Genomic DNA, 12,946 nt, shown 5'->3' on the forward strand with positions numbered 1-12,946 from the left:
TCCCGTACGAGACTGGGGGCGTGATCCGCACCGACGCTCTCGACCGGCTGCCCGTCCGCACCGCCGTCCCCGCCCTCCGGCAGGCGCTGGACGGCCACGGGACCGCGGTGCTCTGCGCACCCCCCGGCACCGGCAAGACCACCCTCGTCCCGCTCGCCCTGGCCGGGCTGACCGGCGGGGGCCCGGTGCGCCGGGTCGTCGTCGCCGAGCCGCGCCGGATCGCCGCCCGCGCCGCCGCCCGGCGCATGGCGTGGCTGCTGGGCGAGCGGACCGGGCAGCGCGTCGGGTTCACCGTGCGCGGCGAGCGGGTGGTGGGCCCGGACACCGTGGTGGAGGTCGTCACCACCGGGGTGCTGCTCCAGCGGTTGCAGCGCGACCAGGAGCTGGCCGGGGTGGACGCGGTGATCATCGACGAGTGCCATGAGCGCCATCTGGACGCGGACACGGTGGCCGCGTTCCTGCTGGACGTGCGCGCGGCGCTGCGCCCGGACCTGCGGCTGGTGGCGGCGTCCGCGACGACGGACGCGGAGGGCTGGGCGCGGCTGCTCGGGGACGCCCCGGTGGTGGAGGCGCAGGGCGTGTCGCATCCGGTGGAGGTGGTGTGGGCCCCGCCGTCCGTGCCGGTGCGGCCGCCGCACGGGATGAGGGTCGATCCGGCGCTGCTGAGCCATGTCGCCTCGGTGGTGCGGCGGGCGCTCGCCGAGCGGGACGGCGATGTGCTGTGCTTCCTGCCGGGGGTGGGCGAGATCGGCCGGGTGGCCGGGCAGCTGGCGGACGTGCCGGCCGAGGTGCTCCAGGTGCACGGGCGGGCCCCGGCGGCCGTGCAGGACGCGGTGCTGGCCGGGTCCTCGCAGGGGCGTCGGGTGGTTCTGGCGACCTCGGTGGCCGAGTCGTCGCTGACGGTCCCCGGGGTGCGGACGGTGGTCGACTCGGGGCTCGCCCGGGAGCCGCGCACCGATCACGCCCGGGGGCTGAGCGCGCTGGCCACCGTACGGGCCTCGCAGGCGGCGGGCCGGCAGCGCGCGGGGCGGGCGGGCCGCGAGGCGCCGGGGACGGTGTACCGCTGCTGGGACCGGGCCGAGGACGGCCGGCTCGCCCGGTTCCCGGCCCCGGAGATCAGGGTGGCCGATCTGACGGCGTTCGCCCTCCAGGCGGCCTGCTGGGGTGATCCGGACGCGTCCGGGCTCGCGCTGCTCGACGCGCCGCCGGAGGGGGCGATGGCCGCCGCGCGCGAGGTTCTCGGCGCGGTCGGCGCGGTGGGCCCGGACGGCCGGGTCACCGGGCGGGGCGTGCGGATGTCCCGGCTCGGGCTGCACCCCCGGCTGGCCCGGGCGCTGCTGGACGGGGCGGCCGAGGTGGGCGGGCGCCGGGCCGCCGAGGTGGTGGCGCTGCTGAGCGAGGAACCGCCGCGCGCGTACGGGGACGATCTGGCGGCCGCGCTGCGCACCGCGCGCCGGGGCCAGGACGCCTACGCGGGGCGCTGGCGCCAGGAGGTGCGGCGCCTGTCGTCCGCGCTCAAGGGCGACGGCGGCACCGGCCGGAGCGTCGCGGACGACGCGGCGGTGGGTCTGGTCGCGGCCCTGGCGTTCCCTGAGCGGGTGGCGCGGGCGCGGGGCGGCGGGGCGTTCCTGATGGCGTCGGGCACGGGCGCGGAGCCGGGCGAGGGCTCCGGGCTGCGCGGGGCGCCCTGGCTGGCCGTGGCGGTCGCGGACCGGCCGGCGCACGCGGCGTCGGCCCGGGTGCGTCTGGCGGCCGTGATCGACGAGGACACCGCGCTCCTGGCGGCGGGTCCGCTGCGGTTCGCGGGCGAGGAGGTCCGCTGGGACGGCCGGGACGTGGTGGCGCGCCGGGTGGAGCGGCTGGGGGCGGTCGAGCTGGCCGCGCGCCCGCTGAAGCAGCCCGATCCGGCGCTGGTCCGCGAGGCCCTGATCGAGGGGCTGCGGCGCGAGGGCCCGGGGCTGCTGCGGTGGAGCCGGGACGCGGGGCAACTGCGGGAGCGGCTGGCCTTTCTGCACCGGGTGCTGGGTGAGCCGTGGCCGGATGTGTCGGACGGGGCGCTGCTCGCGGGCCCGGGGGCCTGGCTGGAGCCCGAGCTGTCCCGGGCGCGGCGGCGCTCCGATCTGGCGGGGATCGACGCGGGGCAGGCGCTGCGGAGGCTGCTGCCGTGGGCGACGGGCGAGGCGGTCCGGCTGGACGAGCTGGCGCCGGAGCGGATCGAGGTGCCGAGCGGTTCGCGTATCCGGGTGGAGTACGGCGGGGACCAGCCGGTGCTCGCGGTGAAGCTCCAGGAGCTGTTCGGCCTCCAGGAGACCCCGCGGGTGGCGGGCGTGCCGGTACTGGTGCACCTGCTCTCGCCCGCCGGGCGGCCTGCGGCGGTGACGGCGGACCTGGCGTCGTTCTGGCGCGACGGCTACAAGGCGGTCCGGGCGGAGCTGCGCGGCCGCTACCCGAAGCACCCGTGGCCGGAGGACCCGGCGACGATGGCGGCGACCCGGTACACGAAGGCGCGGCTGAAGCGGGAGTGAGCACGCCACAGCCCCTCCGCCGGACGGAGGGGCTGTGGCGTGGTGTCAGGAGGCGGCGGTGGCCGCGCGCTCCTCGACGGTCAGGTCGATGGTGAGCGTGGCGCCGCCCTCCGTGGTGAGGCGCAGCTTGTACGTGCCGGCCGGGCCGTCCGCGTAGAACGTGGGGAGCTTCAGGCTGCCGTCGGGCGCCGTGGTGAGCTCGATGGTGCGGACGGGGTCGCCCGCGTCGTCCGTGCAGTACGGGCCCTCGTCGTTGACGGCCGGGGCGTCGCCGTCGGTGATCATGGTGGCGGTGACGGCGACCTTGCCCGCGGCCTTGCCCTTGTAGGTGGCGGCGACGGTGATGTCGTCGAAGGTCTCACCGGCGACGGCGGTCAGCTCGGTGGTGCCGGTCCTGGTGATGGCGTCGGCCTGCCGGGCGGTGACGGTCGCCTCGAAGGCGGTGGCGACCGAGGTGCCCTTCACGGTGGCCCGTACGGTGAACGCGCCGGTCTTCTCGCCCGCGCGGAGCACCGGCGAGGCCGCCTTGCCGTCGGCCCCGGTGCCGACGGTGACCGTCTTGGCGCCGCCGTCGAACGCGGCGTCGGTGTCGCCGCTGATGGTGAAGGTCACCTGCGCCTCGGCGACCGGCTTGCCGAGGCCGCTTCGCGCCAGCACCTTGACCGTGCCGTCGAACTCCTCGCCCGCGGTGGCGGTCAGCGTGCCGGTGCCGTCGTCCTGAAGCGCCGTCACCTTCGGGGACGGGGTGGGCGCCGGGGTCGGGGTGTGCGTCGGGGGCTTCGGCTTCGAGGGCTCGGGGGTGGGCTCGGACGGCTCCGTGGGCTTGGTGGAGGTGTCCGGCTTCGGCGTCTTGGACGGCGAGGGCGTCGGGGACGGGGACGGGGTGCTCGACGGGCCGTTGTCCGGCCGGCTGGCGCCCGGGTTCCGGCTGGTGGGGCCGGTCGGGAGGACGCCGGTGCCGTCGGGGACCTCGTGCGTGCCGCGGTTGTAGTACGTGAACCAGGAGCGGACCGTACGCAGATACACGTCGGAGTGGTTGTAGCTGAGGACCGCCCGGTCCAGGTCGGCGGCGGCCGACAGGTCGCGGTCGCCGGCGCAGAGGTAGCGTCCGGCGGCGAGCGCGGCGTCGTAGACGTTGTTGGGATCCTTGCGGCCGTCGCCGTTGCCGTCCTGGCCCCAGACCGCCCAGGTGGACGGGATGAACTGCATCGGGCCGACCGCCCGGTCGTGCGTCCGGTCCCCGTCGTAGGCGCCGTTGTCGGTGTCCTTGATCAGGGCGAAGCCGTTGCCGTCGAGGGCGGGGCCGAGGATCGGGGAGAGCGTGGTGCCCTGCGCGTCGACCCGGCCGCCGCGTGCCTGCCCGGACTCGACCTTGCCGATCGCGGCGAGCAGCTGCCACGGCAGCCGGCAGGCCGCGTCCGTGCCCGCGATGGTCCGCTCGGCCTTCTTGTACGCCGCCAGGACGGAGGCGGGTATGCCGGACTCGGCGGGTCCGGTCACCACCGGCAGGTCGGCCGAACCGCCGGGCTTGTCCGGGGTGTTCAGCGGCGGCAGGTCCGTGTAGTACGGCGAGTCGCCGGAGACGCCGGGGCCCTGGTCCGCGGGGGTCGAGGAGCCGGCGGCCGGCTGTTCGCCGTCCGCCGCGGCGACCGGGGAAGGGGCGCCGGGGGCCTGCGAGGCGGAGAGCGCCGCCACGGCGACGGCGGCCACGGCGGTGGTGGCCGCTCCTCTGTACAGTCGGCGACCGAATTGCGCTGCCATGGTGTGTGGGCCCTCCCCCTCGTCGCTGTCGGCGCTCCCCTGCGCCTGGACTCAGGCGACCCTACGGCAAGTCCTGCGGCGGGCACACAGCGGGAGGGGCGGTTCTTACCGCTTTCTCACCTTCCTGAACACAAGTTGTCCACGTGCGGACATCCCCGTGACGAAGCCCCTGCCCGCAGGGCCACCCCGGCCCTGCCCCACCGGGCCACGCATACTGCCCCCATGCCCTTCACCCTCAGCCATGCCGCCGCCGTGCTCCCGGGCATCCGGCGCGACGGCACGGGCCGCGGTCCGCTGCTCGCCTCGGCCCTGGTCGCCGGGTCGTTCGCCCCCGACCTGACGTACTTCGCGGACTCGGTGATTCCGGGCGCGATGGAGTTCGGCGAGGTCACCCACGCGGTGTGGGGCGTCGTCACCGTGGATGTCCTCATCACCGCGCTGGCGCTCGGCCTGTGGCTGCTGCTGCGCGACCCGCTGGTGGCGCTGCTGCCCCAGCGGTGGCGGGGGCGTGTGCACGCCTGGCTGTCGGGCGGCGGCGCGCCGACGGGCCCCGGGCGGTGGGGACTCGGGGCGCGGGACGCCCTGTGGTTCGCGGTGTCGGCGGTGATCGGGTCCGCCACCCATGTCGTGTGGGACGCCTTCACGCATCACGGCCGGTGGGGTGTACGGCTGGTGCCCGGGCTCGACGGCAGCGTGGCCGGGTATCCCGTCTTCACGCTCGTCCAGTACGGCACATCGGCCCCGGCGCTGCTGCTGCTCGCCCGGTTCACGGTGTCGGGGCTGCGGCGGACCGGGGAGCGGCCGGTGCCCGCCTCGGTGCCGGTGCTGACCGCGCGGGTTCGGGGCTGGGCGCTCGTCTCGATCGGCTTGTGCGCCGTGCTGGGCACCGCGCACCGGTGCGCCCGCTGGTACGCGTACCACGGGCGCATCGACACGCCGCTGGACATCATCCCGACGGCCTGCTTCGGCGCGGGCGCCGGTCTCGGGGTGGGGCTCCTGCTGTACGCGGCGGCGGTGCGGCTGCGCCCGGCACGGCGGGCGGCGGAGCCGGCCGGGGCTCCCGTGGGCCCCGGCCGGCGGGGGTCAGTGGGCCGCTGACTCCCAGTCGCCGCCGACGCCGATCGACACGTCCAGCGGGGCGCGCAGCCGCACCGCCGCGGACATCTCGTGGCGGAGGATGCGCTCGACCTGTTCGCGCTCGCCCGCGGCGATCTCCAGCACGATTTCGTCGTGCACCTGGAGCAGCATCCGGGACTTCAGCTCCGCCTCGGTCAGCGCCCGGTCGACGTGGAGCATGGCGACCTTGACGATGTCGGCGGCGGTGCCCTGGATCGGGGCGTTGAGCGCCATCCGCTCGGCGGTCTCGCGGCGCTGGCGGTTGTCGCTGTTGAGGTCGGGGAGATAGCGGCGGCGGCCGAAGACCGTCTCCGTGTATCCGGTGGCCCGGGCCTCCTCCACGACGCGGCGCAGATAGTCCCGGACACCGCCGAACCGCTCGAAGTAGGTGTCCATCAGGCCCCGGGCCTCGCCCGCCTCGATGTTCAGCTGCTGGGAGAGGCCGAAGGCGGACAGCCCGTAGGCCAGGCCGTAGCTCATGGCCTTGATCTTGCGCCGCATCTCCGGGTCGACCGCGGACTTCTCGACGCCGAAGACCTGCGAGGCGACCGTGGTGTGCAGGTCCTCGCCGGAGGTGAACGCCTCGATCAGGCCCGCGTCCTCGGAGAGGTGGGCCATCACGCGCAGTTCGATCTGGCTGTAGTCGGCCGTCATCAGTGTCTCGAAGCCCTCGCCTACGACGAAGCCGCGGCGGATGGCCCGGCCCTCGTCCGTGCGGACGGGGATGTTCTGCAGATTCGGGTCGGTGGAGGAGAGCCGGCCGGTCGCGGCCACCGTCTGGTTGAACGTGGTGTGGATGCGGCCGTCCGCCGCGATCGTCTTGACCAGGCCCTCGACCGTGACCCGGAGCTTCGCCTGCTCGCGGTGGCGGAGCATGAGGACCGGCAGCTCGTGCTCGGTCTGGGCGGCCAGCCAGGCCAGCGCGTCCGCGTCCGTCGTGTAACCGGTCTTGGTCTTCTTGGTCTTCGGCAGGCCCAGCTCGCCGAACAGGATCTCCTGGAGCTGCTTGGGCGAACCGAGGTTGAACTCCCGGCCCACCGACGCGTGCGCCTCCTTGACCGCCTGCTGGACGGCCCCGGCGAACTGCTGCTCCATGCCTTCCAGATGGGCCCGGTCCGCCGCGATGCCGTGCCGCTCCAGGCGGGCGAGCAGGACGGACGTCGGGAGCTCCATGTCGTGCAGCAGCTCGGCCGCGCCGACCTCCTCCAGCCGCTCCGTGAACGCGTCACCGAGATCCAGGACCGCGCGGGCCTGCGCCATCAGGGCGTCGGCCTCCGCCCGGTCGTCGGCGCCGAACGCCAGCTGGCCGTCGGCCGCGGCGGCCGGGGCCAGCTCGCGGCCCAGGTACTCCACGGCCAGCGCGTCCAGCGCGAAGGAGCGGCGGCCGGGCTTCACCAGATACGCGGCGAGCGCGGTGTCCATGGTGACGCCGTCGAGGTGCCAGCCATGCTCCGGGAAGACCCGCATCGCGCTCTTCGCGTTGTGCATGACCTTGGGCCGGGCCGGGTCCGCGGCCCAGGCGGCGAACGCCTGCTCGTCGGCCTCGTCCAGCTGCGCCGGGTCCAGCCAGGCGGCGGAGCCGTCGGCGGCGGCGAGGGCGATCTCGGTGACCGTGCCGACGCCGAGCGACCAGGTGTCGACCGTCATGACGCCGAGCGGCTGCGCGCCGTGCCCGGCCAGCCAGGGCCCCACCTCGCCGGTGGAGAGGACGGCGCCGTCCAGCTCGATGCCGGCGGCGGGCGCGGGCGGCTCGGCCTCCGCCGCGCCCGGGTCGACCGCGAGCAGCCGCTCGCGCAGGCTCGGGTTGCGGATCTCCAGGATGTCGAGGATGCCGGTGACCGCCGTGCGGTCGTACGGGGCGCGCTCCAGGCCCTCCGGGGTCTTCGGCAGCTCCACGTCGCGGACCATCTCGGTCAGCACGCGGTTCAGCTTCACCGCGTCCAGGTGGTCGCGGAGATTCTGCCCGGCGACGCCCTTGACCTCGTCGGCCCGCGCGATCAGCTCGTCGAACGAGCCGAACTGGTTGATCCACTTCGCGGCGGTCTTCTCGCCGACTTTGGGGATGCTCGGAAGGTTGTCCGACGGGTCACCGCGCAGCGCCGCGAAGTCCGGATACTGCCGGGGGGTGAGACCGTACTTCTCCACGACCTTCTCCGGGGTGAACCGGGTCAGCTCGGAGACGCCCTTGGTGGGGTAGAGCACCGTCACGTTGTCCGTGATCAGCTGGAAGGAATCGCGGTCGCCCGTGACGATCAGGACCTCGAAGCCGGCCGCCTCGGCCTGCGTCGCCAGCGTCGCGATGACGTCGTCCGCCTCGAAGCCGTCCACCGCGAACCGGTCCGCGTGCATCGCGTCCAGCAGCTCGCCGATCAGCTCGACCTGGCCCTTGAACTCGTCGGGGGTCTTCGACCGGTTCGCCTTGTACTCGGGGAACTCCTGCGCGCGCCATGTCTTGCGGGACACGTCGAACGCCACGGCGAAATGCGTCGGCGCCTCGTCACGCAGTGTGTTCGCGAGCATCGACATGAAGCCGTACACCGCGTTCGTCGGCTGGCCCGCCGCCGTCGTGAAATTCTCCGCGGGCAGCGCAAAGAACGCCCGGTACGCCAGGGAGTGCCCGTCCATGAGGAGCAGGCGCGGTCGGTTGTCTGCCGTCTTCTTCGATGCCGTCTCAGCCACACCCCGATCCTGCCACGGACCACTGACAATCCGGACCGGCCACCGCCCGCGACGCCTCACCGGGCACCCGCACCGGGCCGCGTGCCAGGATCGGGAGAGAAGGAAACACCCACGGCGGACCCGCGAGACCTCTCCCGGGGCCCGCAGCCGGCTCGAAGGGGAGCACCATGGCCAGCAAGCCGCCCGCAGGAGACCCCGTCCAGGACGCCCCCCGGGTCGGACCGGCCCAGCACTCCGCCGCCGGGCTGCCCGCCGTCGCCCAGAGCCTGCGCGTCGCCCAGCAGCAGATGGGGCTGCGCCGCACCGCTCGGACCCTTCTCAAGGTCAACCAGAAGGACGGCTTCGACTGCCCCGGCTGCGCCTGGCCCGAGGGCGACAAGCGGCACACCGCCGAGTTCTGCGAGAACGGCGTCAAGGCCGTCGCCGAGGAGGCCACGCTCCGCCGGGTCACCCCGGACTTCTTCGCCGAGCACCCCGTCTCCGACCTCGCCGGGCGCAGCGGCTACTGGCTCGGCCAGCAGGGCCGTATCACCCAGCCCGTCTACCTCCCCGAGGGCGCCGACCGCTACGAGGCCATCACCTGGGAGCGGGCCTTCGACATCATGGCCGAGGAGCTGGGCGCCCTCGCCTCCCCCGACGAGGCCGTCTTCTACACCTCCGGGCGCACCAGCAACGAGGCCGCGTTCCTGCTTCAGCTCTTCGCCCGCGAGTTCGGCACCAACAACCTGCCGGACTGCTCCAACATGTGCCACGAGTCCTCGGGCTCCGCGCTCACCGAGACGATCGGCGTCGGCAAGGGCTCGGTGTCCCTGGAGGACCTGCACCACGCCGACCTGATCATCATCGCCGGGCAAAACCCGGGCACCAACCACCCCCGGATGCTGTCCGCCCTGGAGCAGGCCAAGGCGGCCGGCGCGAAGATCATCTCGGTGAACCCGCTGCCCGAGGCCGGTCTCGAACGCTTCAAGAACCCGCAGACCCCGCAGGGCATGCTCAGGGGCACCCCGCTGAACGACCTCTTCCTCCAGATCCGGATCGGCGGCGACCAGGCCCTCTTCCGCCTCCTGAACAAGCTGATCCTGGAGACCGAGGGCGCCGTCGACCAGGCGTTCGTCGCCGAACACACCCATGGGTACGAGGAGTTCGCCGCCGCGGCGGCCGAAGCCGACTGGGACGCGACACTCGCCGCGACCGGGCTCGACCGCGCCGCCGTCGAACAGGCCCTCTCGATGGTCCTGGAATCGGAGCGCACCGTCGTCTGCTGGGCCATGGGCCTCACCCAGCACAAGCACTCCGTGCCGACCATCCGCGAGGTCGTCAACTTCCTCCTGCTGCGCGGCAACATCGGCCGCCCCGGCGCCGGGGTCTGCCCCGTGCGCGGCCACTCCAACGTGCAGGGCGACCGCACCATGGGCATCTTCGAGCGGCCCGCGCCCGCCTTCCTCGACGCCCTGGACAAGGAGTTCGGGATCACCTCACCGCGCCACCACGGCTACGACGTGGTCCGCGCGATCCGCGCCCTGCGGGACGGCGAGGCCAAGGTCTTCTTCGCGATGGGCGGGAACTTCGTCGCCGCCACCCCCGACACCGACGTCACCGAGGCCGCCATGCGCAACGCGCGCCTCACCGTCCACGTCTCCACCAAGCTCAACCGCTCCCACGCGGTCACCGGCGCCCGCGCGCTGATCCTGCCCACCCTCGGGCGTACCGACAAGGACGTCCAGGCGGGCGGCAAGCAGTTCGTCACCGTCGAGGACTCCATGAGCAAGGTCCACGCCTCGCGCGGCAACCTCACCCCCGCGAGCCCGCATCTGCTCTCCGAACCCGCCATCGTCGCCCGTCTCGCGCGCGCCGTACTCGGGCCCGAATCCGGCACGCCCTGGGAGGAGTTCGAGAAGGACTACGCGACGATCCGGGACCGCATCTCCCGGGTCGTGCCCGGCTTCGAGAACTTCAACGCGCGCATCGCCCACCCCGGCGGCTTCACCCTCCCGCACGGCCCCCGCGACTCCCGCCGCTTCCCCACCGCCACCGGGAAGGCCAACTTCACCGCCGCGCCGGTCGAGTTCCCCGAGCTGCCCGAAGGGCGGCTGCTGCTCCAGACCCTGCGCTCCCACGACCAGTACAACACCACGATCTACGGCCTGGACGACCGCTACCGGGGCATCAAGGGCGGCCGCCGCGTCGTCCTCGTACACCCCGAGGACGCGGCGGCCCTCGGGCTGGCCGACGGGTCCTACACCGACCTCGTCAGCGAGTGGCAGGACGGGGTGGAGCGGCGGGCGCCCGGCTTCCGCGTCGTCCACTACCCGACGGCCCGGGGCTGCGCCGCCGCGTACTACCCGGAGACCAATGTGCTGGTCCCCCTCGACTCCACCGCCGACACCAGCAACACACCCGCGTCCAAGTCCGTCGTGGTGCGCTTCGAGCCCGCACACTAAGCGGTCGCTCAGGCATCTGATATGAACGATGCACACGAGCACCGCACCGAGACGAAAGGCGGACCCATGGGCGAGCACACCGCACCCACGTTTCCCCAGGAGATCATCGACGAGTACGCCGCGCTCGGCGTCGACCTGCCCGCCCTCTTCTCCGCCGGCCACCTCGGCGAACGCATGGGCGTCCGCATCCTCGAAGCCTCCGCCGAGCGCGTCGTCGGCACCATGCCGGTCGAGGGCAACACCCAGCCGTACGGGCTCCTGCACGGCGGCGCCTCCGCCGTCCTCGCCGAGACCCTGGGCTCCGTCGGGTCGATGCTGCACGGCGGGCCCGCCAAGTTCGCCGTGGGCGTCGACCTGAACTGCACCCATCACCGAGGGGTACGAAGCGGCCTCGTCACCGGCACCGCCACCCCCGTACACCGGGGGCGCACCACCGCCACGTACGAGATCGCCATCACCGACGAGCAGGGCAAGCGGGTCTGCACCGCGCGCCTGACCTGCCTGCTGCGCGAGGCCCCGGCCCCCGAAGCCGCCTGACCCCGCGCCACCCGCCACCACCGCTGCCCGGCCGTCGCCCAAAACGGCCGGGCAGCGGCATATCCGGGCACAACCACCGCCATGATCAAGGAAATTGAGCGGCGCGCGACGTCAACCCCCTTGACCAGGAACCCCGTTCCATGGCCCACTCAGCTACCCACACCTCACCCACCCCCACCACCACACCCCGTCGCCGCACCCCCACCTTCGTAACACAGCGTAACCAACACCCGAGGTGGCGCGCCCCGCCACGACGCGATCAGCCCGGCCCCGCAGCCGCCGGGCCCTCCGGCATGCCCGTACGCCCCCGCACCGGGCCCCCGCCGGGCGACAGCAGCAAGATCGGCTCAAGCCCCTTAGCAGAGCTGCGCGTTCTCACATTGCGGTCACTTCACGGTCCGGTAAAAAGCCGTACATGTCCGCCCAGCCACCTCAAGCCTTGCTCAAGGGCATAACAAGACAGTCACATCCTTGGCCGGCACCCCTCCCGACCCCCACCACTGCCCTTAGAGTCACGGCCAGTCACCGCGCCGCCGGGCGCGTCTGCAAGCACGGCCCTGTACCAACCAGTACGGCCCGGCGAACGACACGGCACCTCAAGCGAGGAGGCCGCGCCAGGGAAAGGACCTTTCGTGCGACACCGTTCTTTGCTCATCCTCACCACAGTGCTCACCACCGGTGCACTGACACTCACCGCCTGCGGGTCGCGCGACGACGACAACAAGAGCGACGGCAACAGCGGCAGCGGCAACCAGACCGTCGTCATCGGCCTCGACGCACCCCTCACCGGCGACCTCTCCGCCCTCGGCCTCGGCATCAAGAACTCCGCCGACCTCGCCGCCAAAACGGCGAACAAGGAGAAGACCGTCCCGGGCATCACCTTCGAGATCCAGCCGCTCGACGACCAGGCCCAGCCCTCCGTCGGCCAGCAGAACGCCACGAAGTTCATCGACAACAAGAAGGTCCTCGGTGTCGTCGGCCCGCTGAACTCCGGCGTCGCCCAGTCGATGCAGAAGCCGCTCAACGACGCCGGCCTCACCCAGGTCTCTCCCGCCAACACCGGCACCGAGCTGACCCAGGGCAACAACTGGAAGACCGGCGACAAGAAGCGCCCCTTCAAGACCTACTTCCGCACCGCCACCACGGACCAGATCCAGGGCGCCTTCGCCGCGAAGTACCTGTACAACAACGCGAAGATCAAGAAGGTCTACCTCATCGACGACCAGAAGCCCTACGGCGTCGGTCTCGCGGCCTCCTTCAAGGCCACCTACACCGAACTCGGCGGCAAGATCGTGGGTTCCGACCACGTCAACCCCGAGGACCGCGACTTCAACGCCGTCGTCACCAAGGTCAAGAGCTCCGGTGCCAAGGCCGTCTACTACGGCGGTGAGTACCCCGCCGGCGCTCCCCTGAGCCAGCAGCTCAAGGCCCGCGTCCAGATCCCCCTCATGGGCGGCGACGGCATGTACAGCGCCGACTTCATCAAGCTCAACAAGAAGGCCCAGGGCGACATCGCGACCTCCGTCGGCAAGCCCGTCGAGGAGCTCGCCTCCGCCAAGAAGTTCATCGCGGACTACAAGACCGCCGGCTACAAGGACGCCTACGAGGCTTACGGGGGCGGCACCTACGACGCCACCTGGTCCATCATCGAGGCCGTCAAGCTCGTCGTCGCCGAGAACGACGGCAAACTCCCCGACGACGCCCGCGCCAAGGTCCTCGACGCCATGAGCAAGGTCCAGTTCGACGGCGTCACCGGTCCGGTCTCCTTCGACGAGTACGGCGACACCACCAACACCATGATGACCGCCTACCAGGTCGACGGCGGCAAGTGGATCTCCAAGATCAGCGAGGTCTACAAGCCGTAACCGGCCCCCCGAACACCCACCG

General features: G+C 72.9%; 7 protein-coding genes. 5 read left to right on the top strand and 2 right to left on the bottom strand.

Features of this window, described 5'->3' with window-relative positions; genetic code table 11:
- The first annotated feature begins 20 nt into the window (after nucleotides 1-20).
- Nucleotides 21-2,525, top strand: coding sequence for an ATP-dependent helicase HrpB (gene hrpB, locus OG338_RS05690; protein WP_405936269.1), 2,505 nt, complete (start codon nucleotides 21-23; stop codon nucleotides 2,523-2,525).
- A 45-nt stretch (nucleotides 2,526-2,570) separates the two neighbouring features.
- Here the strand turns inward: hrpB and OG338_RS05695 are convergent, their stop codons facing one another.
- Nucleotides 2,571-4,286, bottom strand: a complete 1,716-nt coding sequence (locus tag OG338_RS05695) for a lytic murein transglycosylase (RefSeq protein WP_405936270.1) — start codon at nucleotides 4,284-4,286, stop codon at nucleotides 2,571-2,573.
- A 222-nt stretch (nucleotides 4,287-4,508) separates the two neighbouring features.
- Here OG338_RS05695 and OG338_RS05700 point away from each other — a divergent pair, with 222 nt between their 5' ends.
- The gene (locus tag OG338_RS05700) at nucleotides 4,509-5,384 is read left to right on the top strand and encodes a DUF4184 family protein (RefSeq protein ID WP_405936271.1); all 876 of its coding nucleotides are present in this window, start codon (nucleotides 4,509-4,511) and stop codon (nucleotides 5,382-5,384) included.
- Here OG338_RS05700 and polA read toward each other — a convergent pair.
- Nucleotides 5,370-8,081: a DNA polymerase I gene (polA, locus tag OG338_RS05705; protein WP_405936272.1), complete on the bottom strand. Its 2,712-nt coding sequence runs from the start codon at nucleotides 8,079-8,081 to the stop codon at nucleotides 5,370-5,372. The two genes, OG338_RS05700 and polA, sit on opposite strands and share 15 nt — an antisense overlap.
- A 167-nt stretch (nucleotides 8,082-8,248) precedes the next feature.
- Here polA and OG338_RS05710 point away from each other — a divergent pair, with 167 nt between their 5' ends.
- The 3 genes from OG338_RS05710 (at nucleotide 8,249) to OG338_RS05720 (ending at nucleotide 12,924) form a co-directional block, all read left to right on the top strand.
- Nucleotides 8,249-10,522 (top strand): FdhF/YdeP family oxidoreductase, encoded by a 2,274-nt coding sequence (locus OG338_RS05710; protein WP_405936273.1) that lies wholly within the window; start codon nucleotides 8,249-8,251, stop codon nucleotides 10,520-10,522.
- A gap of 66 nt (nucleotides 10,523-10,588) precedes the next feature.
- Complete coding sequence (locus tag OG338_RS05715) at nucleotides 10,589-11,059, top strand: PaaI family thioesterase (protein ID WP_405940327.1); 471 nt, start codon at nucleotides 10,589-10,591, stop codon at nucleotides 11,057-11,059.
- 647 nt (nucleotides 11,060-11,706) lie between these two features.
- Nucleotides 11,707-12,924, top strand: a complete 1,218-nt coding sequence (locus tag OG338_RS05720) for a branched-chain amino acid ABC transporter substrate-binding protein (protein WP_405940328.1) — start codon at nucleotides 11,707-11,709, stop codon at nucleotides 12,922-12,924.
- Nucleotides 12,925-12,946: the final 22 nt, after the last annotated feature.

This window comes from Streptomyces sp. NBC_00726 (assembly GCF_045161735.1).
Taxonomy (GTDB): domain Bacteria; phylum Actinomycetota; class Actinomycetes; order Streptomycetales; family Streptomycetaceae; genus Streptomyces.